Here is a 26186-nt window from a genome sequence, read left to right as displayed (position 1 = left end):
CATGAGCGCTGAAAGTCATACTGCCGAAGGGCAGATCGCGGGTCGGGTGCCCCACCCGTATCATCTGGTGGAGCCGAGCGTCTGGCCGCTGACGGGTGCGATGTCCGCCATCCTGATCGCGACCGGGATCATTTTCGTCGCGCATTTCAACGATTACTGGTTCCTGATCGCCGGCTTCCTCGGCGCGGTCAGCACGATGTTCGTGTGGTGGCGCGACGTGGTGCGGGAAAGCCGCACGCCGGGGCTGCACAAGCTCGTCACCCAGATCGGCCTGCGCTACGGCATGGCGCTGTTCATCTCCTCCGAGGTGATGTTCTTCGTCTCGTTCTTCTGGGCGTATTTCAACTTCTTCTTCTACCCGCGCACCAGGGCTACATGCATCAGCCGGTGTGGCCGCCGGCGCATATCACGACGATCGATCCGTTCGCCGTGCCGCTGTTCAACACCATGGTGCTGCTGCTCTCCGGCACGACGATCACCTGGGCGCATCACGCGCTGATCGAGGGCGATCGGCGCGGGCTGATCCAGGGGCTGGGGGTGACCGTTCTGCTCGGCCTCGCCTTCCTTTGCGGGCAGACCTACGAATACACGCACTCGCCGTTCAACTTCTATCATGGCGGGATCTTCCCCTCGGTGTTCTTCATCGCCACCGGGTTCCACGGGTTCCACGTGATCGTCGGCACCACCTTCCTGATCGTGAATTTCTTCCGCGCGCTCAGGAACCAGTTCACCCAGAAGCGGCATTTCGGCTTCGAGGCGGCGGCGTGGTACTGGCACTTCGTTGACGTGGTGTGGCTGTTCCTGTTCGTCTGCATCTATTATTTCGGCCGCAGCGCCATTACCGCCGCCTGACGCATGACCGGTCAGGCTCTGCCGCGCACGCGCTGGCGGCGCCTGATCGGGATGGGCGTGTTCAGCCTGGTGATGCTGGTGCTGCTGATCGCCCTCGGCGTCTGGCAGGTGCATCGCTGGCATTACAAGGACCGCATCCAGCGGGAAATCCGCGCCGCCCAGCTGCGCGCGCCGGTGCCGCTTGGGCCGAAACCCTCGCCTTATGAGAAGGTCGCACTGCGCGGGGCCTGGATCGCCGGCAAGGCTGCGTTCTATGGCGACCAGATCCGCAATTCCCCGAAGGGCCCGTTGCAGGGCGGGCAACTGATCGTCCCGTTCCGGAGCGAGGACGGGGTTGTCGTGCTGGTCGATCTCGGCTGGGTGCGGGGGCAGGCGCCGCGCGCGGTGCCGCTGCCTGAGGGGCCGGCGGTGGTGTCGGGCTATGTGCAGGCGCCGCAGAAATTCGGGCCCTTCGCGCCGGCGCCGAACCTCGCGCGGAGGGTGTTCTACACGCTCGATCCCGCGGCGATCGGGGCGGCGCTGGGGTTTCGCCGCGTCGCGCCGTTCACGCTGGTGGCGGTGGGGCCGAAGCCGGTGGCGGGCGGGCCGATTCCGGCGCCGAGCCTGCCGCTGCCGCCCAACAATTCCGAGCAATACGCGCTGACCTGGTTCGGCCTCGCGCTCGTCGTCGTGTTCGAATACATTTTCTATGTCCGTAAAGTGTTGCTGGAGCCCGCGTGAACGAACTTTCCGTGATGTCGGCGTATGGGCGGCTGGAAGCCCGGTTCGGGCGGATGGCGGTCGTTGAGGAGGCGAGCGCCATGCTGGGCTGGGACCAGGCGGCGGTGATGCCGGAGGGCGGCGCGCCGGCGCGCGGCGACCAGCTCGCGACGCTGGCGGGGATCGCGCATGAGATGCTGGTCGCACCGCAGACCGCGGCCGATCTGGACGCGGCGGCGATGGCGCCGCCGGCCGATCCGCTGGCGCGGCGCAACCTTGAGCTGATGCGCCGCGCGCACCGGCGGGCCACGGTGCTGCCGGCATCGCTCGTCGAGGCGCTGGCGCGGGAGGCGGCCGCCTGCGAGGCGGCCTGGCGCGGGGCGCGGCGGGAGGCGGATTTCGCCGCGGTGAAGGCGCCGCTCGCCCGGCTGCTCGGGCTGGTGCGCGAACAGGCGGCGGCGCTGTCGGGCGCGCTCGGGCTTTCGCCCTATGACGCGCTGATCGACGCCTATCAGCCGGGCGTGACCTCGGCGGAGATCGCGCCCGTGTTCGCCCGCTACGAGGCGTTTCTGCGGGAGAACCTGCCCGCCGCCGAGGCGCGGCAGCGCCGCGCGCCGGCGCCGGGCACGCCGCCTTTCGCCGAGGCGGCGCAGGAGGCGCTGTGCCGCCAGCTTGCCGCGCGAGCGGGGCTCGATTTCACCGCGGCGCGGCTCGACCGCTCGCTGCACCCGTTCTGCGGCGGCACGCCGAGCGACATTCGGATCACCACCCGCTATGACGAGGGGGATTTTGCCTCGGCGCTGATGGGCGTGCTGCACGAGACCGGGCATGCGCTGTATGAGGCGGGGCTGCCGAAGGACTGGGCGCGCCAGCCGCTCGGGGCGGCGGCGGGGATGGCGGTGCATGAGAGCCAGTCGCTGATCATCGAGTTGCAGGCGGCGCGGTCGGACGCGTTTCTCGCCTGGCTCGGGCCGCGGCTGGCCGAGGCGTTCGGCCAGGCGGCGGCGGATTTCGCGCCGGCGCGGCTGGCGGCACGGCTGCAACGGGTGGAGCGGAGCTTCATCCGCGTCGAGGCGGACGAGATGACCTATCCCGCCCATGTGATCCTGCGGTTCCGGCTGGAGGCGGCGATGGTGGCGGGCGACCTCGCCGTGGCGGACCTGCCGGGGGCGTGGAACGAGGGGATGCGGGCGCTGCTCGGCATCGTGCCGCCGGACGACGCCAAGGGGTGCTTGCAGGACATTCACTGGTATGCCGGGCTGTTCGGCTATTTTCCCTCGTATACGCTGGGGGCGATGGCGGCGGCGCAGCTGATGCGGGCGGCGCGGCGGGCGCGGCCGGAGATCGACCCGGCGCTCGGCCAGGGGGATTTCACGCCGCTGCGCGACTGGCTGCGGGCCAATGTGCATGGGCACGGGGCGCGGTTCGGCTTCAACGAGCTGCTGGTGGAGGCGACCGGCAAGACGCTCGACCCCGCCGATTTCGAGGCGCATCTGCGGGCGCGCTATCTCGACTGAGGCGGTCCCGTTCGGGATATGATCAGGCGGCGTCCCGCCGGGGGTGTGACTATGCGGCGTCGCGCCGGGGGTGTGACTATGCGGCGTCCCGCCGCAGGCCGGCCTTGAGCGAGGCGCGCGAGGTGGCGAGATGGGTTTCGAGCCCCTGGCGGGCGCGCGGCATGCTGCCGGCGCGCAGGGCGTCGAGCACGGCCATGTGCTCGGCGATGGCGACCGCGGTGCGCTCGATCTCGTGATGCCGGTCCCACTGGTAGTGATAGTGGAACAGGAAGGACACGATATCGTAGAAATCGTGGGCGAAGCGGTTGTTGAGAAAGCCGATGATCCAGAGGTGGAAATCGCGGTCGAGAGCGGCGAATTCGGTGTGGCGGCGGGCGATGGCGGCCTCGATCTCGCGGTGGCGGAGGATCAGCGCCTCGGCGGCCTCGGCGATGGCGGGGTCGCCGCCGCGGGGCATGCGGGCGAGGGCGGCAAGCTCGATCAGCTCGCGCATGTCCGCCACCTCGGCGGCGAAGCCGTCGTGGAATTCGCGCAGCACCCAGCCGCCGCGCGGCTGCTTGGCGATCAGGCCGAAGCGGGAGAAGCCGATCAGGAATTCGCGCACCGAGACGGTGCTGGCGTTGCTGTCGCGCGCGAGTTCGGCCTCGGAGAACATGTGGCCGGGCCGCCAGTCCCCGAGCAGGACGCGCTGCATGAAGACGCGCTCGATCTGGTCCTGCGGGCCGTCGGTTTCGGATTCGGCGTAGTAGTCGGTGCGGTCGGGGCGGCGCAGCACTTCCAGCCCCTCGGCCCCGCGGGCGAGGATGCCCTGGGCGATCATCGCCTCGACGGCGGCGCGGACGGTGGTGCGGCTCACCCCGAAATGGCGGGCGAGGGCGCTGTCGGAGCCGAGCGACGTGTCGCCCGTATCGAGTGTGGCGATATGATCGAGCAGGGCGTTGCTCGTTCGTTTCAGCAGCGTATTCGGTTTGGCCATTCCGCTCCGGCTTGTCCCCTTGTCGGTGTGGCCGGCGGGGATGCCGCCGGCCCATCCGTCATGTGATCGTAATTTATTTTGTGGCGAGCTTCGCCGCGTTGGCAAGCCCGGACTCGTAGATTCCGGAGATCGCCTTGATCGCGGTGGCGTTGTCCTCGCCCTTTTTCGGGTGGGCGGAGAGGTCGAGCCGGCGGAAATGACCGCTCCAGACCAGCTTCGTCTCGTCGGCGCCGAGGCGGTGGACCGAGATGGTCGAGACATAGTCGCGCACCGGCAGGATTTTCATGTTGTTGGCGGTGTGCTGGATTTCGTAGGTGTAGTTGGTGTGTTTCGGGTTGTAGTGCAGGAGCTGCTCGGTGAGGACCGGGCCGCCGAGATCGAGATGGCGGACCGAGCCGGGGTGGTTGCCCTTGCTCGCCTTGCTGCTCTTGACCGCGGGAACCCAGGTGAGATCGCCGAAATTGTGGACGACCGACCAGACCTTCGCCGCCGGCGCCTTGATGACGACGCTGCGGGTGACGTGAAGGACGGGCGCCTTGGCCTGGGCGGGGGTGGCGAGGAAGGCGGCAAGGGCGAGGGGCAGGCCGGCCAGGGCGGCACGGCGGGCGATCTGGATTTTCAAGACATTCCTCCTGTTGACGGTCCGGTTATGCCGGACGTAACGATCTACACGCAGGCGTGATGCAATGCCATAGCGACAACAGTGTACAAATTTTTCGCGGTCGCGACATTTTCGCCCGCAAGACCCGTCGGCGGGACGGGGCGGAGCCAGACCGGGACCATGACCCTCGAACAGTTGCGGATCTTCATTGCGGTGGCCGAGCGCGAGCACGTGACGCGGGCGGCGGAGGCGCTGGGGCTGACGCAGTCCGCCGCGTCGGGGGCGGTTGCGGCGCTGGAGCGGGAATTCGGCACCAGGCTGTTTCACCGGGTGGGGCGCGGCATCGCGCTGACCGAGGCGGGGCATGTGTTCTTCGCCGAGGCGCGGGCGATCCTGAACCGGGCGGAGCAGGCGGCGCTGACGATGCGCGAGATTGCCGGGCTGGCGCGCGGGCGGCTCGCGATCAAGGCCAGCCAGACCATCGCCAATCATTTCCTGCCGCTGCGGCTGGTGGCGTTCCATGCCGCCTATCCGGGGATCGGGCTTGCAGTGTCGATCGGCAATTCGGCCGAGGTGGCGCGGGCGATTCTGGAGGGGGATGCGGAGCTGGGTTTCGTCGAGGGGCCGGGCGAGACGCTGATCCAGCCGCTTCTGGCGGCCGAGCCGATCGCGCAGGACCGGCTGGTGATGGTGGTCGCGCCCGATCATCCCTGGGCGGGGCGGCGCGGGCTGCGGCCGGCCGAGCTCGCCGCCGGCAGCTGGGTGCTGCGCGAGGACGGTTCGGGGACGCGCGCGGTGCTTTTCGAGGCGCTGGCCGGGCTCGGGATCGACCAGGCGGCGGTGGATGTCGCGATCGAGCTGCCGGCGAACAATTCGGTGCTGACCGCGGTGAGCGGCGGCGCGGGGGCGACGATCCTGTCCGAGCTGGTCTGCGCCGACGCGCTGGCGGCGGGCAAGGTGGTGGAGGTGCCGGTGAAGCTGCCGCGGCGGACCTATTTCGCGGTGCAGCACCAGGACCGCACGCGGACCCGCGCGGCGGCGGCGCTGCTGGCGCTGCTGCGCGAGGCCCCGCCGCCGGAGGGCGGCCATAGCTGCCGCCGGAGGGCGGCCATAGCTGCCACCGGAGGGCGGCCATAGCTGCCGCCGGAGGGCGGCCATAGCTGCCGCCGGAGGGCGGCCATAGCTGACGCCGGAGGCCGGCCGCGACTGACGCCGCGGCCGGCCTCGGATTTCAGGCGGCGTCGAGATCCTTCATCGTTTGCACGATGCGGCTGACCATGCCGTAGGTGATCGCCTCGTCGGCACCCATCCAGTAATTGCGGTCGGTGTCCTTCTCGACGCGGGCGTAGTCCTGCCCGGTTTCGCGGGCGATGATGCGGTTGATCCGCTCGCGCATCTTGATGATCTCGCGGGCCTCGATGTCGATATCGGTGGCCGGGCCGCGCACGCCGCCATCGGCTGGTGCAGCAGGAAGCGGGTGTTGGGCAGGCAGAAGCGGCGGTCCTTGTGGCCGGCGAGGTAGATCAGCGCGCCGGCGCTGGCCACCCAGCCGGTGCCGATGATGCGGACCGGGGCGGTGGCGTCGACGAAGCGGATGACGTCGTGGATGGTGTCGCCGCTCTCGACATGGCCGCCGGGCGAGTTCACGAAAACGTCGATCGGCGCGTCGCTCGCGCCGGCGAGGGCGAGGAGCTGGCCGGTGACGGCGCGGGCGATGCGGTCGTGGATTTCGCCGAAGATCAGCACCTTGCGCTGTTTGAACAGCCGGTTCTCAAGCTCGCCACCCTTGGCCGCGCGGCCAGTGTCCGGCGTTTCGGTCTCGGGGGTTTCCGTTTCCGGCGCGTCCTCGTCATCCGCGGTGATGGCGATGCGGTTGCTGCTGTCGGGTGTCATGCCTGCTCCTCAAATCCGGTTGCCTTATTGTGGTGTATGCGGCCCTCGCTGTCGAGACGAGGGGCGGCGCAAGGCTGGCGTCTTGACAGCGCGGCCCGCACATGGTGCGAGCTTGGCAGACCGGCATCACGATTGTGGCATAATTGCCGCTTTGTAAGGATACGGTGCGACACAATATTTCCGAACATGGGGGGCCAGGATGGCGCCCGGTGTTGAACGAGGGGATGGACAATATGCGTCTTGCGGTTTTGAAGGAGCGCCTGCCGGGCGAGACCCGCGTCGCCGCCGTGCCGGATTCGATCAAGAAGCTGAAGGCACTCGGGCTTGACGTGGTGATCGAGGCGGGGGCCGGCGAGCGGGCTTCGGTGTCCGACGCGGCGCTGCGCGAGGCCGGCGCCGAGATCGCGCCGGATGCGGCCTCGGCGCTCAAGGGCGCCGGGATCGTGTTCACGGTGCAGCCGCCCGGCGACGAGATTCTCGGCCAGATCGAGCGCGGCGCGCTGCTGGTCGGCACGCTCGGCGCGATGGGCAATCAGGAGCGGGTGCAGGCCTATGCGAAGGCCGGGATCGACGCCTGCTCGATGGAGCTGCTGCCGCGAATCACCCGCGCGCAGTCGATGGACGTGCTGTCGAGCCAGGCGAATCTCGCCGGGTATCGCGCCGTGATCGAGGCGGCGGAGGCGTTTCCGCGCGGCTTCGCGATGATGATGACGGCGGCCGGCACCGTGCCGCCGGCGCGGGTGTTCGTGGTCGGCGCCGGGGTTGCCGGGTTGCAGGCGATCGCCACCGCCCGCCGGCTCGGCGCCATCGTTTCGGCGACCGATGTGCGGCCGGCGGCGAAGGAGGAGATCAAGTCGCTCGGCGCCACGTTCATCGGCGTCGAGGACGAGGAGAGCAAGGCGCAGACCGGCGCCTATGCCAAGGAAATGAGTGCGGAGTTCCGCGCCAAGCAGGCGGCGCTGATCGCCGAGACGGTGGCGAAGAACGACATCGTGATCTGCACCGCGCTGGTGATGGGCCGCAAGGCGCCGATCATCGTCACCGCCGACGCGGTGGCGAAGATGCGGATGGGCAGCGTGATCGTGGATATCGCGGCGGATGCCGGCGGCAATTGCGAGGCGACGGTGCCGGGCGAGCGGATCGTGACGGAGACCGGCGTGATCGTGCTCGGGCACCGGAACTGGCCGTCGCGGATCGGCGTCGCCGCCAGCACGCTCTATGCGCGCAACCTCTCGACCTTCCTGACCGGGTTCTGGGACAAGGAGGCCGGGCGGCCGAAACTGCCCGCCGATGACGACATCGTGAAGGGCGTTCTGCTCACGCGGGACGGCGCCATCGTCCATCCGAACTTCCAGCCGCAAGCCGCTGCCTAGGAGCCTCATCATGACCCCTGCACAACTCGCGGACCAGGCCGCAGCACTGGCCCACAAGGCCACGATCCTCGCCCAGAACGCCGCCGGCTTCGCCGCCCAGGCGGCGGCGCACGCGCCGCACGGCGCGCCGCTGATCGACCTGTTCGCCATTTTCGTGATGGCGGTGTTCGTCGGCTATTACGTGATCTGGAGCGTCACCCCGGCGCTGCACTCGCCGCTGCTGGCGGTGACCAACGCCATCTCGTCGGTGATCATCGTCGGCGCCATGCTCGCGACCGGGCTGAAGGGCGGCTATGCCGCGCATGCCTTCGGCTTCATCGCGGTGCTGCTCGCCAGCGTGAACATCGTGGGCGGCTTCCTCGTGACCCAGCGCATGCTGGCCATGTTCAAGAAAAAAGCGAAGTAAGGGCGGCGCGACAATGAATTACGCAACTGATCCCGGGATCACGCTCGCCTATCTGGTGGCGGCCGTCCTGTTCATCCTGGCCCTGCGCGGGCTTTCGCATCCCGAAACCGCGCGGCGCGGCAACCTGCTCGGCATGGCCGGCATGGCGATCGCGGCGCTGGCGACGCTGGCGCATCCGGCGATGCTGCTTTCGGGCGTGGGGCTCATCGTGCTCGGCGTCGTCATCGGCGGTGCGATCGGCGCCGTGGTGGCGCGGCGGGTCAACATGACCGCGCTGCCGCAGCTCGTCGCCGCGTTCCACTCGCTGGTGGGTCTTGCCGCCGTGTTCGTCGCCGCCTCGGCGCTGAACGCGCCGCAGAGCTTCGGCATCGGCACGCCGGGGCACCTGCATCTCGAAAGCCTGATCGAGATGTCGCTCGGCCTGTCGATCGGCGCGGTCACCTTCACCGGCGCGGTCATCGCCTTCGCCAAGCTGCAGGCGCTGATGAGCGGCGCGCCGATCAACTTCCCCGGCCAGCACAAGCTCAATCTCGGCCTCGGCATCCTGCTCGTGGTGCTGATCATCGCCTTCGTCGCCTCGGGCGGCTCGCAGATGCTGTTCTGGCTCATCGCGGCGCTGGCGCTGGCGCTCGGCGTGCTGCTGATCATCCCGATCGGCGGCGCGGACATGCCGGTGGTGATCTCGATGCTGAACTCGTATTCCGGCTGGGCGGCCGCGGGCATCGGCTTCACCATCAGCAATATCGCGCTGATCGTGACCGGCGCGCTGGTCGGCTCGTCGGGTGCGATTCTCTCCTACATCATGTGCAAGGGGATGAACCGCTCGATCATCAACGTGCTGCTCGGCGGCTTCGGCACCGATGCCGCCGCCGCGGCGGGTCCGGCGGGCGCCGCCGGCGACAAGGCGGTGAAGATCGGCTCGGCCGAGGATGCGAGCTTCATCATGAGCAACGCCTCGAAGGTGATCATCGTGCCGGGCTACGGCATGGCGGTGGCGCAGGCGCAGCACGCGGTGCGCGAGATGTCCGACCTGCTGAAGGGCGCGGGCGTCGAGGTGAAATACGCGATCCATCCGGTCGCCGGCCGCATGCCGGGGCACATGAACGTGCTGCTCGCCGAGGCGCAGGTGCCCTATGACGAGGTGTTCGAGCTGGAAGAGATCAACAACGAGTTCTCGACCGCCGACGTGGTCTATGTGATCGGCGCCAATGACGTGACCAACCCGGCGGCCAAGACCAATGCGGCGAGCCCGATCTATGGCATGCCGATCCTCGAGGTCGACAAGGCGAAGACGGTGCTGTTCGTCAAGCGCTCGATGGCCTCGGGCTATGCCGGCGTCGACAACGAGCTGTTCTTCCGCGACAACACGATGATGCTGTTCGGCGACGCGAAGAAGATGACCGAGGAGATCGTGCAGTCGCTCGGCAAGTAAGCCGGGCGCGCGCGGGACGATCGGGCGGCGGGGCCACTGGCTCCGCCGCTTTCGTTTGGGGGCGTCCTTGCCAGCGGCGGGAAATTCGGCCATAGGCGAGGGAGGTAAGGCCGTCGCGCTGCGAGTTTCGCACCGCGGCGCGTTTTTCGTTGATGGAGCGGGTTGCGATGTTTGACGCCCTGTCGGGCAAGCTCGGGGATGTTTTCGACCGGTTGCGCCGGCGCGGCGCGCTGTCCGAAAGCGATGTGATCGAGGCGATGCGGGATATCCGCCTCGCCCTGCTCGAAGCCGACGTCGCCTTGCCGGTGGTGCGGGACTTCATCGCCAAGGTGCGGTTGCAGGCGGTGGGCGCCGAGGTGCTGCGGGCGGTTTCGCCGGGGCAGCAGGTCGTCAAGATCGTCAACGACGCGCTGGTGGACGCGCTTGGCGGCGAGGGGGCGGTGCCGCTCAACCTCAACGCGGCGGCACCCATTCCGTTCCTGATGGTGGGGTTGCAGGGCTCGGGCAAGACCACGACCTCGGGCAAGATCGCGCTGCTGCTCAAGGAGAAGCAGCGCAAGAAGGTGCTGGTGGCGAGCCTCGATACCCAGCGCCCGGCAGCGCAGCTGCAGCTCGCGCAGCTGGCCGAGCGCGCCGGGGTGGCGAGCCTGCCGATCGTGCCGGGGGAGACGCCGGTGCAGATCGCGCGGCGGGCGATGGAGACGGGGCGGCGCGAGGTCTTCGACGTCGTCATCCTCGACACCGCCGGGCGGCTCGCGATCGACCAGGCGCTGATGGACGAGGTCAGGGCGATCCGCGACGTGGCGGCGCCGGCGGAGACGCTGCTGGTGGTCGACGCGATGACCGGCCAGGACGCGCTCGCCACGGCGACGGCGTTCAACGAGGCGGTGAGCATCACCGGCATCGTCATGACACGGCTGGATGGCGACGCGCGCGGCGGCGCCGCGCTGTCGATGCGGGCGGTGACGGGCGCGCCGATCAAGCTGATGGGCATGGGCGAGAAGCTCGATGCGCTGGAGCCGTTCCACCCCGAGCGCATCGCCGGGCGCATTCTCGGCATGGGCGACATTGTCAGCCTGGTCGAGAAGGCGGCGGAAAACGTCGATCAGCAGAAGGCCGAACAGCTCGCCAGGAAGATGGCGCGCGGCAAGTTCGACCTTGAGGATTATGCCGAGCAGCTCAAGCAGATCACCAAGATGGGTTCGCTCTCGGGCATCATGGGCATGCTGCCGGGCGTGGGCAAGATCAAGCAGCAGCTCGCCGAGGCGGATCTCGACACCTCGATCCTGAAGCGGCAGGCGGCGATCATCTCCTCGATGACCAAGGCCGAGCGCGCCAATCCGGACATCATGAAGGCGAGCCGGAAGAAGCGGGTGGCGGCGGGCTCGGGCACCTCGGTGCAGGAGGTCAACCGGCTGCTCAAGCAGTTCGAGCAGATGAAGGACATGATGAAGCGGGCGCAGAAGCTGGGCCAGAAGGGCCTCGCGCGCGGCGGGCTCGCCGCGCTGCTGCCGCAGGGAGGCGGGCGCCGCCCGTTCTGAGGCGGGGGGTTTTTGCTCGTTTTGAGACTGCGGGCTTCGGCCCGGACTGAAATAATGGGCTTCGGCCCGGAGTGAAATAACGGGCTTCGGCCCGGACTGACACCACGGCGGCCGGGCTGGCCGCCATCGTGACTACTGACCAGGAGACAATGGAATGTCGTTGAAGATCAGACTGGCCCGCGCGGGCGCGAAGAAGCGGCCGTTCTACCATATCGTCGTCGCCGACTCGCGCAGCCCGCGCGACGGCAAGTTCATCGAGCGGATCGGCACCTACAACCCGATGCTGCCGGCCGATCACGAGGATCGCATCCGCCTCGTGTCCGAGCGGGTGACGCACTGGCTGAGCCAGGGCGCGCAGGCGACCGACCGCGTCGCCCGCTTCATCGGCAAGGCCGGTCTCGGGCCGATGCCGGCGTTCCGCGAGCAGCCCGTGCAGTCGGCGCCGAAGAAGAAGGCGCAGGAGCGGGCCGCCGAGCGCGCCAAGGCCGCCGAGGCCTGATCTCGCGGCTGAACGATGGATGATCGCCTGATCCTGATGGGCGTGATCGGCCGGCCCCACGGTGTGCGCGGGGCCGTGCACGTGACCGCCTATTCGCCGGACCCGGAGGGGCTGGCCGAGCTGCCGTTGCGCGACGAGCGCGGCCGGCGGATCGGGCTGGCCTGGACCGGGGCGGGGATCGCGCGCGTCACCATCGGCGAGGGTGACGAGGCCGCCGCGATCGCCGATCGCGATGCCGCGGCGAAGCTGACCAACCTGAAGCTCTATGTGCGCCGGGACGACCTGCCGCCGCCCGAGGACGAGGACGAGTTCTATTTCGCCGACCTCATCGGGCTGCATGCCGTAGCGCCGGATGGCGCGGCGCTCGGCACGATCCGCGCGGTGCATGATTTCGGCGCCGGCGCGAGCATCGAACTCTCCGACGGCTCGCTGCTGCCCTTCACCCGCGCGGTGGTGCCGGAGATCGACCTGCACGGCGGCCGCGCCGTGGTGGTGCGGCCGGCCGAGGTGGAGATGCGGGAATGAGCTTCCGCGCCACGATCATCACCCTGTTCCCCGAGATGTTTCCGGGGCCGCTCGGCCAGTCGCTGGCCGGACGCGCGCTGGAGGCGGGGATCTGGGCGCTGGACTGCGTGAACCTGCGCGATTTCGGCCTCGGCCGGCACCGCGCGGTGGACGACACGCCGTTCGGCGGCGGCGCGGGCATGGTGCTGCGGCCGGATGTGCTGGATGCCGCGATCGGCCGGGCACGGGACGAGCGGCCGCTGTTGGCACTCACCCCGCGCGGCGCGCCGCTGACCCAGGCGCGCATCCGCCGGCTCGCCGAAGGACCGGGTGCCGTGCTGCTCTGCGGCCGCTTCGAGGGGTTCGACCAGCGCGCCCTCGACGCCAACGCGGCCGAGGAGATCAGCCTTGGCGATTTCGTGCTCTCGGGCGGCGAGATCGCGGCGCTCGCGCTGCTCGATGCCACCATCCGCCTGCTGCCGGGCGTGATGGGGGCGGCGGAGAGCGCGGAGGAGGAAAGCTTCTCGGACGACACGCTGCTCGAATATCCGCACTATACCCGTCCGGCCGTGTGGCAGGGGCGGGCGGTGCCGGAGGCGCTGCTCTCCGGCCATCATGCCGCCATCGCCGCCTGGCGCCGCGCCGAGGCCGAGGCCGTGACCAGGCGGCGCAGACCAGATCTATGGGCCCGGCACATTGCCAGCCAGCCGGCTCTTCCGTAAATGAACTCCCCCGAAAGGATGCCAGACATGAACGTGATCCAGACCATCGACGCCGAGCAGATCGGCAAGCTCGCGGAAGCCCGCGCCGTGCCGGACTTCAAGCCGGGCGACAATCTCCGCGTTTCGGTCCGGGTGACCGAGGGCGAGCGCACCCGTATCCAGGCGTTCGAGGGCGTGTGCATCGCGCGGTCGAACCGCGGCATCAACTCGAACTTCACCGTGCGCAAGATTTCGTATGGCGAGGGCGTGGAGCGCGTGTTTCCGCTGTATTCGCCGAACGTGACCGAGATCGCCGTTACCCGCCGGGGCGTGGTGCGCCGGGCGAAGCTGTATTACCTGCGCGGCCGCCGCGGCAAGTCCGCCCGCATCGCCGAGGCCGCGCGCGAGACCAACGCCGACTGACGCGCCGGGGGAGGGCCAGGGGGCTGCGCGCCCCCTGCAATCCCCGCCGGGCGGCGCACCGCCCGCGCGGCATGGTTTCAGCCGGAGGGGCATCACGCGGGCGCGTTTGCGTCTGCCGCCCGATGCCGCTCTGACCGAAACCCCGAAAGTGTCAGGGCCCGCGCGCTCATGCCTTGTGCGGAGCGAGGATCCGGCCCGTGCCGACACTTCGAGCATCAATATGATAGAGCACTACATCCGATCCAATCGGATCGGAAAGTGCTCTAGACCCGGAGGACGCACGCATGGCTTCGACATTGTTCGACAAGATCTGGGCGGCGCATGTCGTCGATCGCATGCCGGACGGCACGGCGGTTCTCTATATCGACCGGCATCTCGTCCACGAGGTGACCAGCCCGCAGGCCTTCGAGGGGCTGCGGATGGCCGGGCGCAAGGTGCGGCGGGTGGACGCGACCATCGCGGTCGCCGACCATAACCTGCCGACCGAGGACCGCGCCGCCGGCATCGCCGAGCCGGAAAGCGCCTTGCAGGTCGCCACCCTCGAACAGAACGTCGCCGCGTTCGGCGTGCCCTATATCCCGGTGACCGACGCCCGGCAGGGCATCGTGCACGTGATCGGGCCGGAGCAGGGGATTTCGCTGCCGGGGATGACGATCGTCTGCGGCGATTCCCACACCTCGACGCATGGCGCGCTGGGCGCGCTGGCCTTCGGCATCGGCACCTCCGAGGTCGAGCACGTGCTGGCGACGCAGACGCTGTTGCAGAAGCCGGCGAAGAACATGCTGGTGCGGGTGGACGGCGCGCTGCCGCCGGGCTGCTCGGCGAAGGACATCGTGCTGGCGATCATCGGCGAGATCGGCACCGCCGGCGGCACCGGGCATGTGATCGAATATGCCGGCGCGGCGATCCGCGCGCTCGACATGGCGGGGCGGATGACCGTCTGCAACATGTCGATCGAGGCTGGGGCGCGGGCCGGGCTGATCGCGCCGGACGAGACGACGTTCGCGTATGTGCGCGGCCGGCCCTATGCGCCGAAGGGCGAGGCGCTGGAGCGGGCGATCGAATACTGGAAGACGCTCGCCTCCGACGAGGGCGCGCAGTACGACCGGGTGGTGACGATCGACGCGTCCGCCCTCGTGCCGCAGGTGACCTGGGGCACCAGCCCGGAGACGGTGGTGCCGATCACCGGCCATGTGCCCGACCCCGCGGCCGAGCCGGATGCCGGCCGGCGGGCGCAGATGGAGCGCATGTTGCAATATATGGATCTCGCACCGGGGCAGGCGCTGAAGGGCACGAAGATCGACGCGGTGTTCATCGGCTCCTGCACCAATTCGCGGATCGAGGATCTGCGGGTGGCCGCCGGGATCGTGCGGGGCAGGCAGGTTGCCGGCCACGTGCGGGCCATGGTGGTGCCGGGCTCCGGCCTGGTGAAGGCGCAGGCCGAAGCCGAGGGGCTGGCGCAGGTGTTTCTCGATGCCGGGTTCGAATGGCGCGAGGCGGGGTGTTCGATGTGCCTTGGCATGAACCCCGACAAGCTGAAGCCGGGCGAGCGTTGCGCGAGCACCTCGAACCGGAATTTCGAGGGCCGGCAGGGGCCGGGCGGACGCACCCACCTGGTGTCGCCGGCCATGGCGGCGGCCTCGGCGATTACCGGCGCGCTCGCCGATCCACGGGAGATGGCATGATGGACAGGTTCGAACGGCTGGAGGCGGTCGCCGCCCCGCTCAGGATGGCGAATGTCGATACCGACAAGATCATCCCGGCGCGCTTCCTCAAGACGATCAAGCGCTCGGGGCTGGGCAAGCACGCCTTCGCCGGGCTGCGCTACAACGAGGATGGCAGCGAGACCCCCGATTTCGTGCTGAACCGCGAGCCCTACCGGCACGCGCAAATCCTGGTCGCCGGGGAGAATTTCGGCTGCGGCTCGTCGCGCGAGCACGCGCCCTGGGCGCTGCTGGATTTCGGCATCAAATGCGTGATCGCGCCGAGCTTCGCCGACATCTTCTTCAACAATTGCTTCAAGAACGGCATCCTGCCGATCGTGCTGCCCAGCGCGCAGTGCGAGGCGCTGATGGAGGATGCGGAATCGGGGGCGAACGCGCGGATCATCGTCGATCTCGCGGCGCAGACCGTCTCGCGGCCGGATGGCGAGGCCTATGGGTTCGAGATCGATCCGTTCCGCAAGCGCTGCCTGCTGGAGGGGCTCGACGATATCGGCCTGACGCTGGAGAAGGCGCCCTCGATCGACGCCTATGAGGCGAAGCTGGATGGCGCCGCCTGGCGGCCGCGGATCGAGGCGGTCTGACCCGCCCGCCATCCGGCGAGACGACATTCTGCAAGCGACCCCAAGGGAGAGACGATCATGATTGCGAACCGGAAACTGCTGCTCCTGCCGGGGGACGGCATCGGCCCCGAGGTGATGGCGGAAGCCCGCCGGGTGATCGACTGGCTGGCGCGCAGCGGCCGGGCGCGGTTCGAACTCGCCGAGGATCTGGTCGGCGGCGCCTCGATCGAGGCGACCGGCAAGCCGATCACGGAGCCGGTGATCGGGCGGGCGCTGGAGGCCGATGCCGTGCTGTTCGGCGCGGTGGGCGGGCCGCAATGGGATTCGCAGCCCTTCGACAACCGGCCGGAACTCGCCATTCTCGAACTGCGCAAGCGGCTCGGCCTGTTCGCCAATCTGCGTCCGGCGCCGGTGTTCGACGCGCTGATCGACGCGAGTCCGCTCAAGCCGGAGATCGTGCGCGGGCTCGATATCATGATCGTGCGGGAATCGACGGGCGGGATCTATTTCGGCGAGCCGCGCGGGGTCGAGACGCTGGCGGACGGCACGAAGCGCGGGATCAACACCGAGGTCTATACCACGCCGGAGATCGAGCGGGTGGCGCGCGTCGCCTTCGAGCTGGCGCGCAAGCGGCAGGGACGGCTGACCAGCGTGGAGAAGGCGAACGTGATGGAATCCGGCCTGCTCTGGCGGCAGACGGTGGCGGCGCTCGGCGCGGCGGAGTATCCGGACGTGCAGCTCTCGCACATGTATGCCGATAATTGCGCGATGCAGCTGGCGAAGAATCCGCGCCAGTTCGACGTGATCGTGACCGGCAACCTGTTCGGCGACCTGCTCTCCGACCTCGCCTCGATGCTGACCGGCTCGCTCGGCATGCTGCCTTCGGCCACACTCGGGGCGCCGGATGCGGCGGGGCGGCGGCATGCGCTCTACGAGCCGATCCACGGTTCGGCGCCGGACATCGCCGGCAAGGGCATCGCCAATCCGCTAGCGCAGATTCTCAGCCTGGCGATGCTGCTGCGCTATTCCTTCGACATGCAGGAGGATGCGGCGGCGATCGAGGCCGCCGTCTCGAACGTGCTGGCCAGCGGCATGCGCACCGCCGATATCGAGCAGAAGGGCACGGCGCGGATCGGCACCCGCACGATGGGCGATGCGGTGCTGCGCGAGCTGGACCGCATCGGCGGCTGATCCGGCCGGAAAATGGCCGGGGCGGCAGGTTTCGCGCCTGCCGCCCCTTTTTTGTGCGCGATGCGAAACCCTGGCCGTCAGTCGCCGGCGGCGGTGCGGGCGCTGATCGGCATGCGGGAGCGGGGGAGAATGGACGCCTGCCGGACCGGCAGGGCCTGCCGCGCCGTGCCGGGAAGGGCGGCGATGACCGAGACCGAGACCGAGGCGAGATAGGGCAGGGACTGGGTCAGCAGCACCACGCACCAGAGGCGGCATTCCGGCGTTGCCCAGTGATGGCTGAAGCCGACGCCGAGCAGCGCGCCCCAGGTGAGGACGAGAAGGGCGAGTTCCTCGCGCACCATGAACAGGCCCTGCACCAGCGCGGGCGCGTTCTCCATTTTCGGGGTGCGGATGAAGGGCAGGCGGTTGGTGAACAGGCCCTTCCAGACCGCCTTGCCGATGCTGTGCGAGAGCGCGAGGCCGGCGATGGCCGCCCCCAGCCGGTCGGCCGGGCCGCAGGGCACGCGGGCGGCGTAGAGGGCGAAGATCTGCACGATCTTGAAGGCGAACAGGCCGATCGATGGCAGCATGAACAGGATGATCGGGAATTCGAAGCGCACCGGGTCGAGGATCAGCCCGGCCGACCAGGCGAGGCCGAGCAGCACGAAGGCGAGACCCAGCGCATCGCCGATCCAGGGCAGCCAGCCGGTGACGAAGTGCCAGCGCTGGCCGATCGTCAGCGTGCGGTCGAAGGGCGAGAGGAACGCCTTCCAGTGGCGGCGGGAAATCCGCATCGCGCCATAGGCCCAGCGGTAGCGCTGCTTGCGGAAGGCGTTGAAATCGTCCGGCATCACGCCGCGGCCGAAGCTGCGGCTGGAATAGACCGCCTCGAACCCCTCGCGGAACAGGCGCAGGCCAAGCTCGCTGTCTTCGGTGATGCACCATTCGGCCCAGCCGCCCTCGGCGGCGAGCGCCGCCTTGCGGATCAGCGTCATCGTGCCGTGCTGGATGACGGCGTTGCGCTCGTTGCGGTTGACCATGCCGATATGGAAGAAGCCGGCATATTCCCAGAACATCATCCGCTTGAAGAGCGAGCCGTCATTGTCGCGGTAGTCCTGCGGCGACTGGGTGAAGCCGATTTTCGGATCGGCGAAGGCGGGAACCATGCAGCGCAGCCAGTCGGGATCGACGATGTAGTCGGAGTCGATGATGCCGACGATCTCGGCGTCCGGCGCGGTTTCGCGCAGGGCGAAGTTCAGCGCGCCGGCCTTGTAGCCGGGGTACTGGCCGAGGGTGAAGAAGCGGAAATGCTCGCCGAGCCGGGCGCAATGGGCGGCGACGGGCTCCCACATCGCCGGATCGTGCGTGTTGTTGTCGATCACCAGCACCTCGAAATTCCCGTAATCGAGGGCGGCGAGGGCGTTGAGCGTCTGTTTCACCATCTCGGGCGGTTCGTTGCAGATGGCGACGTGCAGCGAGACCTTGGGCAGCTTCGCGCCCTGAGGGGCGGGCACCGGCTCGAAATGGCGCATCCGCACCCGGCCGAACAGGGTTTCGACCAGGTCGAAACTGTCGGCGACGAGCAGGAGGAGCAGCAGCGCCTGGCCGGCGGCGAGCGTCGCCCAGACGGCGGCGGCGGACCAGGAGAGGTAGGTTTCGCCCATCGTCATCAGCAGCGACGCGAGGGCGGCGCCGAAGCCCTGCACCAGGGCGGCGAAGAGGAGCTTGCCGGGCCAGCGCAGATCGGGCCGGGTGCGGAGCATCAGCAGGGTGACGAGGGCGCCGAGCAGGGTGGAGCCGAGCGCCCAGGCGAGCCAGGCGCGGTTCTGCTGCACCGGGCCGGTGAGCGACCATTTGGCCTGGCGGTTGAGCGACCACATGCCCCAATAGCCGGCGGCGCGGCCCTCGAAGCTGGTTTTCCATGGCTGGTCGAACGCCTCCATCACGAAATAGTCGAGATGCTGTTTCTGCGCGATGTTGAAGAAGTCGCGCAGGAAGCGCGCCTGCAGGACGCGCGAGGCGCGGGCGGCGCCGATATCGATGCCGTCCGACGGCCAGCCGATCTCGCCGATGACGACCTTCTTGCCGGGGAAGCGCTTCTCGACCTCGTGCAGCCGCATCAGCGCGTAGTTCACCGCGTCCTTTTCCGGAACGCCCTCCCAGTAGGGGAGGAGATGCACGGTGATGAAATCGACCGATTTCGCAAGTTCGGGGTGGTGCAGCCAGACATGCCAGGGCTCGGCGGTGGAGACCGGCACATGCACGCGCTGCTTGACGTAATTGATGTCGGCGGCGAGTTCGGGGACGGTGAGGTTGCGGCGCAGGATCACCTCGTTGCCGACCATGACGGATTTCACGTCGGCATTGGCGTTGGCGACCTTGACGACCTTTTTCAGCTCGGCCGCGTTGGCTTTCGTGTGCTGGTCGAGCCAGGCGCCGAGGGTGACGTTGAGATGATAGGGGGCGGCGAGGGCGGGAATTTGGCCGAGATCGCCCTCGACCGTGTAGGTGCGGATGTCGTGCGTGTGTTTCGCGACGAGGGCGAGATCGGCGCGGATCTGGGCGACCGAGGGATAGACGCCGCTTTGCGGGCTCTGCCCGGCGCGGAAGGGCGAGAAGGCGAAGCCGCCGATCTCGCCGCGATAGGCGGGAATGTTGGTGGCGGGGCGGTTGAGTACGGCCCATATGCCGAACGCGGCGGCGCCGGTGGCGATGGCGGCGAGCCAGGCGCCGGCATGGCGCCAGCCGCCGGCGGTCCGGCGCGGGCTGGTGCGAGGCGACAGGGGGCTGATCCGCGCGAGATGCGTCATGAGCGATCGTCCGGTTGAGCCGCGGAAGAAGTCCGCGGTGGTCCGGTTCTGATGGCGCAGTGCGGCAACGCGTCGGCTGGATTATGGCCAAAGAAAGGCGTGTGGTTCGCGGCGCGCGTGTCGGCTATGCTGGGTTGGGGGAGATCGTTGCGGGGGTGGCACCGGTTTTCCTTTCACCGGAACTGAAGGATCGCATGCACGTTATTGTTCTGGTTATGATCTTGACCTTGCTCATTCTGCTGAACGCGGGATTCGCGCTGGCGGAGATGGCGCTGGTCTCGTCGCGCAAGGCGGCGCTGGCGCTGTTCGCGCGGAAAGGTGTCGGCGGGGCCGCGCGGGCCCGCGCGCTGGCGGAGACGCCGGAGCGCTTCCTGCCCACCGTTCAGGTCGGGATCACCGCGATCAGCGTGCTGACCGGCGTGGTGGGCGGCGCGCAGCTCGCCCAGTCGCTGGCGCCGGCGATCGCGCTGATCCGCCCGCTGGCGCCGCTGGCCAATACGCTGGCGCTGGCGATCACGGTGGTGGGCGTGACGCTGCTGACGCTGGTGTTTGGCGAGCTGGTGCCCAAGCAGCTGGCGCTGCGCAATGCCGAGCGGATCGCCTGCCTCGTCGCCTGGCCGATCGACATGTTCGCCCGCGCCGCCGCCCCGCTGGTCTGGCTGCTGGGGGCGACCTCGGACCTGGTGTTGCGGCTATTCGGGCCGGTCGATCCGCACCGGCGGGCGATCAGCGAGGAGGAGCTGAAGGCGATCCTCGCCGAGGGGACCGAGTCGGGCATGCTGGAATACGAGGAGCGGGACATGATGGAGCGGGTGATGCGGCTGGCCGACAAGCCGGTGCGCGCGATCATGACGCCGCGGCAGGACATCGCCTGGCTCGACCGCACGGCGCCGCGCGGGCAGGTGATCTCGGCGCTGAAGGCGGCGCCGCATTCGCGTTTCGTGGTGTGCGACCGCAGCATCGACAACGTGGTCGGCATCGTCCAGGCCAAGGACATTCTCGACCGGATGCTGGATGGCAAGGACATCTCGATCGCCACCGCGCTGCGCCAGCCGCTGGCGGTGCCGGACGCGGTCTCGGCGCTGGATGCGCTGGAGCGGCTGAAATCGGACCCGCTCGGGGTGGCGTTCGTGCTCGACGAATATGGCAGTTTCGAGGGGATGGTGACGGTGGGCGACCTGCTGGAGGCGATCGTCGGCGATGTCGAGGAGGCGGCGTATGGCGAGGTCGGCGAGCCGGCGCCGGACCGCTACGAGCTGGACGGGCTGGAGCCGATCGACGAGGTGGCGCACCGTTTCGGGCTGGAAAGCCTGCCGGCGCATGGATCGTATCATACGCTCGGGGGGTTTCTGCTGGCGCTGCTCAAGCGGGTGCCGCGGCAGGGCGACGCCATCGCCTATGGCGGGTGGCGGTTCGAGGTGCTGGAGATGAACGGGCGGCGGGTGGAGCATGTGCGGATCAGCCGCGACCCGACGGCGGCGCCCTGAGTTTGAATAATTTAGACTTTTGTTAACGCGCTCCTGATATCTCGATGGCTTGGGTCTTTATGCAAAGGACCTGTCTGGCGAGAGGAGCCTGGCCGATGAAGTCCGATCCCGTCACGTTTCTGGGCGCACGCGGCGTGCGGGCGCTGGCGTCGTGATCATCGGGACGCTGGCGGCATGCGCCGTGGTGGCCGCGGCGGCGGTGGCGATCATGGGGCGGCTGTTCGCCGTCAGGATCGGGCGCCTGGCTGCCGACCTGCACGCGGTGGCGCAGCATGCCGCCGAGTCGCAGCGGGACATGACGGCGCAGAACGGGCTCGACCGCAATATCGACGCGCTGCGCAGCCGGCTGGCCGAGCTTGGCGAGCCGCGGATCGAGGATGACAGCCTGTGGTTCGGCGGATACCGGATCAATGGCGATGAGAGCATCGTCGATGACATCAAGGCGCGGTTCGGCGGCACGGTGACGATCTTCATGCGCGACCTGCGGGTGGCGACCAATGTGCAGAAGCCGGAGGGCGGCCGGGCGGTGGGCACGCGGCTGGCGCCGGGGCCGATTCATGACGCGGTGCTCGGCAAGGGCATCACCTATCGCGGCGAGGCGGAGATTCTGGGTGAAAAATATTTCTCCATCTACGAGCCGGTGATCGCCAATCACGAGACGATCGCGATCATCTATGTCGGCGTGAAGAAGCTCGCCGTGCCGCAGGATCGGGTGCTGCGCCGGGCCGGGAGCTTCGCGCGCATGCGGGCCGATATCGAGGTGCTGAAGACGGTGCTTGCCGGGCAGGTGACGACTGCCGGCGAGGCCGTGGCGCAGCGGCAGGCGGCCGATGATACGCGCCGCGCGCTCGATGCCGAGCGGATCGAGCGCGCCCGCCAGCAGGCGCAGGCGATCGAGGCGCTCGGGAACGGGCTCGAACGCCTGGCGGGCGGCGACCTGCTGTTCCAGCTCAACCGGCCGCTTGCCGCCGAGTACGAGAAACTGCGCCACGATTTCAACGGCGCGACCAGTCAGCTGCACGACGTGATGGTGATGATCGCGCGCAACGCCGATGCCGTGCGGTCGGGGGCGCATGAAATCACCGCCGCCTCGGACGATCTGGCGCGGCGGACCGAGCAGCAGGCGGCGACGCTGGAGGAGACGGCGGCGGCGCTGGAGCAGATCACCGCCACGGTGCGGCGCACCGCCGAGGGCACCGGCGAGGCGAAGAAGCTGGTGGGCGGCGCACGGTCGGAAACCGACCACTCTGACGATATCGTGCGCAAGGCGGTGCAGGCGATGAGCGCGATCGAGGCGTCGTCACGCGAGATCGGGCAGATCAGCGGGCTGATCGACGAGATCGCGTTCCAGACCAATCTGCTGGCCCTGAATGCCGGGGTCGAGGCGGCGCGGGCGGGTGATGCGGGCCGCGGCTTCGCGGTGGTCGCCACCGAGGTGCGCGCCCTGGCCCAGCGCTCGGCCGCGGCGGCGCGGGAAATCCAGGGGCTGATCGCTACCTCCGATCGGGAAGTGTCGGCCGGCGTGCAGCTCGTGGGCGAGACCGGCTCGGCCTTGCAGCGCATTGCGCGGCAGGTTTCCGCGCTCGATGGGCTGGTCGCGGAGATCGCCGCGTCGTCGCAGGAACAGTCGACCGGGCTGGCCGAGGTCAATCTCGCGGTCAGCCAGATGGATCAGGTGACGCAGCAGAACGCGGCGATGGTGGAGGAAACCACGGCGGCGAGCCATAGCATGTCGTCCGAGGCGGCATCGCTCGCGGAATTGCTGGGCCAGTTCCGCATCGCCGCGGACGCGAACGTTCAGCTTCTGCCGGCCCGGATGGCCTGAGCGGCAGAGCGGCGCGCGGCCCGGCGGGACCGGACCGCGTTCCGCGGTTCCGGCCTGACGCGGCCGGGCGGCTCAGGCGTGGATGAGCGTGCCGATGCCGCCTTCGGTGAAGAGTTCGAGCAGGCAGGCATGGGGAACGCGGCCATCGAGGATGGTGGCGCCCTTGACGCCGTGGCGGACGGCGTCGATGCAGGTTTCGACCTTCGGGATCATGCCGCCGGAGATCGTGCCATCGGCGCGCAGCGCCTCGATTTCGGGGATCGACAGGTCGGGGATCAGCGCGCCGCCGCGGTCGAGCACGCCGGGGACATCGGTCAGCATCAGCAGCCGGTTGGCGCCGAGCGCGCCGGCGATGGCGCCGGCCACCGTGTCGGCGTTGATGTTGTAGGTTTCGCCATCGTCGCCGACGCCGACCGGGGCGACGACGGGGATGAGCCCCGCGCCGGTGAGCGCGTGGATCACCCGCACATCGACATGCGCGGGTTCGCCGACGAAGCCGAGATCGAGCGCGCGCTCGATCGCGCCATCCGGGTCGCGCGTCGTCCGCGTCAGCTTGCGGGCACGGATCAGCCCGCCATCCTTGCCGCAGATGCCGACGGCGAGGGCGCCGGCCCGGTTGATCAGCCCGGCGACCATCTTGTTCACCGTGCCGGCGAGAACCATTTCGACGACCTCGACCATCGCCGCGTCGGTCACGCGCAGGCCATCGACGAAGGTGGACTGGATCGCCAGCCGCTTGAGCATGGCGTTGATCTGCGGCCCGCCGCCATGCACCACCACGGGGTTGATGCCGACCTGCTTGAGCAGGGCGATGTCGCGGCCGAATTCCTCGGCGAGCGAGTCCTCGCCCATGGCATGGCCGCCATATTTCACCACGATCGTCGCGCCGGCATAGCGGCGCAGATAGGGCAGGGCGAGGGCGACGATGCGGGCCTGTTCGGCGGCGTCGGCGTGGCGGTCGGAAATCGTCATGACGGCAGGATCTTCCCTTGCTGTTCCGGCTGTCTATGAAGGCGGGCGCGGGCGGTCAAGCCAGCAGGCTGTTGATCGCCGCGCGCAGTTCGGCGATGCCGGCGCCGGTTTCGCCGGAGGTGAGGAACACCTCGTTCAGCGCCGCCGGATGGCGCCGGGCGATCGTCTCGATCGCGGCGCGCTTGGCGGCGAGCGCCTCGGGCTTCATCTTGTCGGCCTTGGTCAGCACGACCTGGAAGGAGACGGCCGCCTGGTCGAGCAGTTCCATCACCGCGTGGTCGGCCGGCTTGTCCTCGATCCGCGCGTCCATCAGCAGCAGCACGCGGCGCAGGTTGGGCCGGCCGCGCAGGTAGCGGAACATCAGGCCCTGCCAGTCCCGCTTCACCGCCTTGGGGGCGGCGGCGTAGCCATAGCCGGGCATGTCGACGATGGTCAGCGGTCCGTCGCCGATGCGGAAGAAGTTGAGCTGGCGCGTGCGGCCGGGCGCCTGGGCGACGCGGGCGAGGGCGACCTGGCCGGTGATCGCGTTGATCAGCGTCGACTTGCCGACATTCGAGCGGCCGGCGAGGGCGATTTCGATGCCTTCCGGCTCGGGCAGGCCCTCGGCGGTTTGCGCGGCGTGGAAGAACCGCGCCCCGCGGGCGAAGAGTTTCCGCCCGTCCTCGATCGGGTCGATCGCGTCGGTCGGGTCTTGCGCCGCGGGTGCTTCGGTTTCGTCCATGAACGCGCGCTCAGCCCTTGGCGTTGGCGTTGGCGGCGGCGCGCGGGGCGGCGTTGGTGCTGCGCATGATCGTCCATTGCTGGATGATCGTGAGCGTGTTGTTCACGCAGTAATACAGCACGAGGCCGGCGGCGAAGCGGCCGAGCATGAAGGTGAAGATCACCGGCATGAACTGCATCATCTTCGCCTGGGTCGGGTCCGGCGGCGGCGGGTTCAGCCGCTGCTGGCCCCACATGGTGATGCCCATGATGATCGGCAGGATGCCGAGATGCAGGAAGGGCGAGAGCGTGCTCGGGTGGAACGGGATGAGGCCGAAGAGGTTGAAGAGGTTGGTCGGGTCCTCGGCCGAGAGATCGTGAATCCACAGCGCGAAGGGCGCGTGGCGCATGCCGATGGAGATGAAGATGACCTTGTAGAGCGAGAAGAAGATCGGCACCTGCGGCAGCATCGGCAGGCAGCCGGCGGCGGGGTTGACGCCCTCGGCCTTGTAGAGCGCCATGATCTCCTTCTGCTGCTGCATCTGGTCGTCCTTGTAGCGCTCGCGCAGCGCCTGGACCTTGGGGGTGATCGCGCGCATCCGCGCCATCGAGCGGTAGGAGGTGCGGACCAGCGGGAACAGGACCAGCTTCAGCCCGATGGTGAAGACGATGATCGCCACACCCATGTTGCCGAACGCGGCGGCGAGATAGTCGAGGGCGATGAAGATCGGCTTGGTGAGGAAGAAGAACCAGCCGAAATCGATCGCCCGCTCGAACAGCGGGATGCGATATTGCGTTTCGTAGTGGCTGAGGATGCTGAGCACCTTGGCGCCGGCGAAGACATGTGTGGTGGCCGAGGCGGTGGCGCCGGGGGCGGCGTCCACCGGTTTCGCGGTCATGTAATCGACCTGATAGGCGCCGTGATCGGTCTTGCCCGGGGTCGCGAGGTAGCGATAGGCGCCGATCGACTCGCGGCCCTGGCTCGGGATCAGCGCGGTCAGCCAGTATTTGCCGGTGATGCCGGCCCAGCCGCCGAGATTGGTGGTCTGGTAGGCGGTGCCGGGCGCCTCGCCGGCATTCGGGTGCTTGCCGCCGGATTTCACCCCCTCATAGCCCATCTCGTGCAGCGTGCCGTGGAACACGCCGATCGGCCCCTTGTGCAGGGTGAAGGAGCCGGGCTCCTGCGGCAGGAAGTCGCGGCGGATGCGCGACCAGGGATAGACCTCGATTTGCGCCGTGCCGTGATTGATCACGCGCTGCTGGACGGTGAACATGTATTGCCGGTCGACCGCGAGGAGAAGTTCGAAGGTGACACCGGCGCCGTTGCTCCAGGAGAGGGTGACCGGATGGCCGGGCGAGAGATCGCCGCCGGAGCTGGTCCAGACCGTCTGCGGGCCGGGCACCTTGAGGCTGCTGCCGGGGGCGGCATCCCACCCGAACTGCACGTAGTAGGATTTCGCGCTGCCGGCGCGGGAGAGCAGGCGCACCAGCGGCGAGGTTTTCTGCACCGTTTCGTGATAGC

At 68.9% G+C, this 26186-nt stretch carries 24 protein-coding genes and 1 pseudogene; 18 read left to right on the top strand and 7 right to left on the bottom strand.

Going from position 1 to position 26186, the window contains the following annotated elements:
• Position 1: 1 nt before the first annotated feature.
• From ACIDOCELLA78_RS92495 to ACIDOCELLA78_RS92480, 4 genes are read left to right on the top strand one after another with little or no spacing between them, the layout of a single operon-like run.
• Entirely contained in the window at positions 2-499 is a 498-nt protein-coding gene (locus ACIDOCELLA78_RS92495; RefSeq protein ID WP_307850926.1) for a cytochrome c oxidase subunit 3, read from the top strand.
• Entirely contained in the window at positions 430-852 is a 423-nt protein-coding gene (locus ACIDOCELLA78_RS92490; RefSeq protein WP_307850925.1) for a cytochrome c oxidase subunit 3, read from the top strand. Before ACIDOCELLA78_RS92495 ends, ACIDOCELLA78_RS92490 begins: the two co-directional genes overlap by 70 nt.
• 3 nt (positions 853-855) lie before the next feature.
• A complete protein-coding gene (locus ACIDOCELLA78_RS92485; RefSeq protein ID WP_201729264.1) occupies positions 856-1572 on the top strand; it encodes an SURF1 family protein in 717 nt (238 codons plus the stop codon).
• A gap of 14 nt (positions 1573-1586) precedes the next feature.
• Entirely contained in the window at positions 1587-3068 is a 1482-nt protein-coding gene (locus ACIDOCELLA78_RS92480) for a carboxypeptidase M32 (RefSeq protein ID WP_201729288.1), read from the top strand.
• A gap of 76 nt (positions 3069-3144) precedes the next feature.
• Here ACIDOCELLA78_RS92480 and ACIDOCELLA78_RS92475 read toward each other — a convergent pair whose 3' ends face one another.
• Positions 3145-4044 (bottom strand): GntR family transcriptional regulator, encoded by a 900-nt coding sequence (locus tag ACIDOCELLA78_RS92475; RefSeq protein ID WP_201729263.1) that lies wholly within the window; start codon positions 4042-4044, stop codon positions 3145-3147.
• 73 nt (positions 4045-4117) lie between these two features.
• On the bottom strand, positions 4118-4666 hold the full coding sequence (locus ACIDOCELLA78_RS92470) for an SRPBCC family protein (RefSeq protein ID WP_201729262.1): 549 nt from the start codon (positions 4664-4666) through the stop codon (positions 4118-4120).
• A 159-nt stretch (positions 4667-4825) separates the two neighbouring features.
• On the opposite strand from ACIDOCELLA78_RS92470, the gene ACIDOCELLA78_RS92465 reads away from it, so the two are divergent.
• On the top strand, positions 4826-5782 hold the full coding sequence (locus tag ACIDOCELLA78_RS92465) for a LysR family transcriptional regulator (RefSeq protein WP_201729261.1): 957 nt from the start codon (positions 4826-4828) through the stop codon (positions 5780-5782).
• A 94-nt stretch (positions 5783-5876) separates the two neighbouring features.
• Here the strand turns inward: ACIDOCELLA78_RS92465 and ACIDOCELLA78_RS92460 are convergent.
• Positions 5877-6538, bottom strand: a pseudogene (locus tag ACIDOCELLA78_RS92460) (ATP-dependent Clp protease proteolytic subunit).
• 233 nt (positions 6539-6771) lie between these two features.
• Between ACIDOCELLA78_RS92460 and ACIDOCELLA78_RS92455 the strand changes: the two are divergent.
• The 11 genes from ACIDOCELLA78_RS92455 (at position 6772) to leuB (ending at position 16892) form a co-directional block, all read left to right on the top strand.
• A complete protein-coding gene (locus ACIDOCELLA78_RS92455; protein WP_201729260.1) occupies positions 6772-7911 on the top strand; it encodes a Re/Si-specific NAD(P)(+) transhydrogenase subunit alpha in 1140 nt (379 codons plus the stop codon).
• A gap of 10 nt (positions 7912-7921) precedes the next feature.
• Positions 7922-8317: an NAD(P) transhydrogenase subunit alpha gene (locus ACIDOCELLA78_RS92450; RefSeq protein ID WP_174503876.1), complete on the top strand. Its 396-nt coding sequence runs from the start codon at positions 7922-7924 to the stop codon at positions 8315-8317.
• 13 nt (positions 8318-8330) lie between these two features.
• Entirely contained in the window at positions 8331-9749 is a 1419-nt protein-coding gene (locus ACIDOCELLA78_RS92445; protein WP_201729259.1) for an NAD(P)(+) transhydrogenase (Re/Si-specific) subunit beta, read from the top strand.
• Between the two features lie 167 nt (positions 9750-9916).
• Complete coding sequence (gene ffh, locus ACIDOCELLA78_RS92440; protein WP_201729258.1) at positions 9917-11290, top strand: signal recognition particle protein; 1374 nt, start codon at positions 9917-9919, stop codon at positions 11288-11290.
• A 154-nt stretch (positions 11291-11444) separates the two neighbouring features.
• Positions 11445-11789: a 30S ribosomal protein S16 gene (gene rpsP / locus ACIDOCELLA78_RS92435; RefSeq protein WP_201729257.1), complete on the top strand. Its 345-nt coding sequence runs from the start codon at positions 11445-11447 to the stop codon at positions 11787-11789.
• 15 nt (positions 11790-11804) lie between these two features.
• Positions 11805-12314, top strand: a complete 510-nt coding sequence (rimM, locus tag ACIDOCELLA78_RS92430; protein ID WP_201729256.1) for a ribosome maturation factor RimM — start codon at positions 11805-11807, stop codon at positions 12312-12314.
• Positions 12311-13015 (top strand): tRNA (guanosine(37)-N1)-methyltransferase TrmD, encoded by a 705-nt coding sequence (trmD, locus tag ACIDOCELLA78_RS92425; protein ID WP_201729255.1) that lies wholly within the window; start codon positions 12311-12313, stop codon positions 13013-13015. The genes rimM and trmD overlap by 4 nt, the downstream gene beginning before the upstream one ends.
• A 27-nt stretch (positions 13016-13042) precedes the next feature.
• Positions 13043-13417: a 50S ribosomal protein L19 gene (gene rplS, locus ACIDOCELLA78_RS92420; protein ID WP_012039844.1), complete on the top strand. Its 375-nt coding sequence runs from the start codon at positions 13043-13045 to the stop codon at positions 13415-13417.
• A gap of 284 nt (positions 13418-13701) precedes the next feature.
• On the top strand, positions 13702-15102 hold the full coding sequence (gene leuC, locus ACIDOCELLA78_RS92415) for a 3-isopropylmalate dehydratase large subunit (RefSeq protein ID WP_201729254.1): 1401 nt from the start codon (positions 13702-13704) through the stop codon (positions 15100-15102).
• The gene (gene leuD / locus ACIDOCELLA78_RS92410) at positions 15102-15722 is read left to right on the top strand and encodes a 3-isopropylmalate dehydratase small subunit (protein WP_201729287.1); all 621 of its coding nucleotides are present in this window, start codon (positions 15102-15104) and stop codon (positions 15720-15722) included. Before leuC ends, leuD begins: the two co-directional genes overlap by 1 nt.
• Before the next feature lie 57 nt (positions 15723-15779).
• On the top strand, positions 15780-16892 hold the full coding sequence (leuB, locus tag ACIDOCELLA78_RS92405; RefSeq protein ID WP_201729253.1) for a 3-isopropylmalate dehydrogenase: 1113 nt from the start codon (positions 15780-15782) through the stop codon (positions 16890-16892).
• A 77-nt stretch (positions 16893-16969) separates the two neighbouring features.
• Here leuB and ACIDOCELLA78_RS92400 read toward each other — a convergent pair whose 3' ends face one another.
• On the bottom strand, positions 16970-19681 hold the full coding sequence (locus ACIDOCELLA78_RS92400) for a glycosyltransferase (protein ID WP_201729252.1): 2712 nt from the start codon (positions 19679-19681) through the stop codon (positions 16970-16972).
• Positions 19682-19875: 194 nt separating this feature from the next.
• Here ACIDOCELLA78_RS92400 and ACIDOCELLA78_RS92395 point away from each other — a divergent pair, with 194 nt between their 5' ends.
• Together ACIDOCELLA78_RS92395 and ACIDOCELLA78_RS92390 are read left to right on the top strand one after the other, a co-directional pair.
• On the top strand, positions 19876-21168 hold the full coding sequence (locus tag ACIDOCELLA78_RS92395; RefSeq protein WP_201729251.1) for a hemolysin family protein: 1293 nt from the start codon (positions 19876-19878) through the stop codon (positions 21166-21168).
• A 151-nt stretch (positions 21169-21319) separates the two neighbouring features.
• Positions 21320-22993 carry a methyl-accepting chemotaxis protein gene (locus tag ACIDOCELLA78_RS92390; RefSeq protein ID WP_249676299.1) on the top strand — a complete coding sequence of 558 codons (1674 nt, stop codon included), beginning with the start codon at positions 21320-21322 and terminating at the stop codon, positions 22991-22993.
• A 72-nt stretch (positions 22994-23065) separates the two neighbouring features.
• On the opposite strand, the gene argB is transcribed toward ACIDOCELLA78_RS92390, so the two are convergent.
• The 3 genes from argB to yidC form a co-directional block, all read right to left on the bottom strand.
• Positions 23066-23965, bottom strand: coding sequence for an acetylglutamate kinase (gene argB / locus ACIDOCELLA78_RS92385; protein ID WP_201729250.1), 900 nt, complete (start codon positions 23963-23965; stop codon positions 23066-23068).
• 55 nt (positions 23966-24020) lie between these two features.
• Positions 24021-24686, bottom strand: a complete 666-nt coding sequence (gene yihA / locus ACIDOCELLA78_RS92380; protein WP_201729249.1) for a ribosome biogenesis GTP-binding protein YihA/YsxC — start codon at positions 24684-24686, stop codon at positions 24021-24023.
• Positions 24687-24696: 10 nt separating this feature from the next.
• Positions 24697-26186, bottom strand: a 1490-nt coding sequence (gene yidC, locus ACIDOCELLA78_RS92375) for a membrane protein insertase YidC (RefSeq protein ID WP_201729248.1), incomplete at its 5' end; no start/stop codon positions are given.

The sequence above is a fragment of the Acidocella sp. C78 genome, assembly GCF_907164655.1.
Note: the sequence above shows the minus strand (reverse complement) of the source record. Positions and strands in the feature narration are given on the sequence as shown.